Source organism: Pseudomonas sp. P20 (assembly GCF_016463925.1).
GTDB lineage: Bacteria > Pseudomonadota > Gammaproteobacteria > Pseudomonadales > Pseudomonadaceae > Pseudomonas > Pseudomonas aeruginosa.
In genome coordinates this window covers 399-1,145 of record NZ_JAEMVM010000101.1, presented here as the reverse complement: position 1 = coordinate 1,145, position 747 = coordinate 399, and the positions used below count along the sequence as shown (strand labels likewise).

Below are 747 nucleotides of genomic sequence, written 5' to 3'. Positions count from 1 at the left end.
CGCCGCCGGTGATCATCAGGCGGGCGACGATCTCCATCTCGCCCAGAATGTCACGCTGGTCGTCCTCGAGGTCGGCCTTGCTGCCCTGGACCGAGTCCGAGGCCTCGATGTCTTCGGCATCCAGGACCTTCACCTGGTCGGGACTCTCGACCAGCTTGATGGCGTCCGCGAACGGCGCCAGGCTGACGCCGGAGCCCGGGGCGAGGCGGACACGGTGGACCGAGAGGCCAAACCGCTTGGCGAAGTCGGCCAGCAGGCCGAAGCTGTTGCCCGCTTCCGCGACGAACATCCGCGGCAGGTACATGGCGAGCATCTGGCAGATGAGGTTGGTCAGGGACGCCGACTTGCCGGACCCGGTTGGGCCGAAGATGAAGCCGTGGGCATTCATCTGCCGGTCCAGCTTGTTGAACGGGTCGAAGGTCAACGGCGCGCCGCCACGGTTGAACAGCGTGAAGCCGGGGTGTCCGGTACCGGTGGTGCGCCCCCAGATGGGCGACAGGTTGGCGATGTGCTGAGCGAACATCATCTGGGTGTACCACTCCAGGGCTCGCTTCTCGTTTGGATCGAAGTTTGAGGGGAGCCAGCGCAGGTAGCTGTTCAGCGGTCCGACTTCGTTCTGCGGTTCGACCGGCACCAGGCCGGCGCCAAGCAGTACGTTGCTCAGGGTGATGCAGCGTTCCTCCAACTGGGTATGGTCGCGGCCGCGCACGAACAGAGCGATCGCTCCGCGATAGAGCTTGTGCTCCC

Annotated in this window: 1 protein-coding gene; it reads right to left on the bottom strand. The window is 65.3% G+C overall.

Translation table 11 applies throughout. The features are described 5' to 3' along the window. Nucleotides 1-747: TraC family protein (locus tag JHD77_RS31845; RefSeq protein WP_267907588.1), on the bottom strand; the 747-nt coding region annotated here is incomplete at both ends.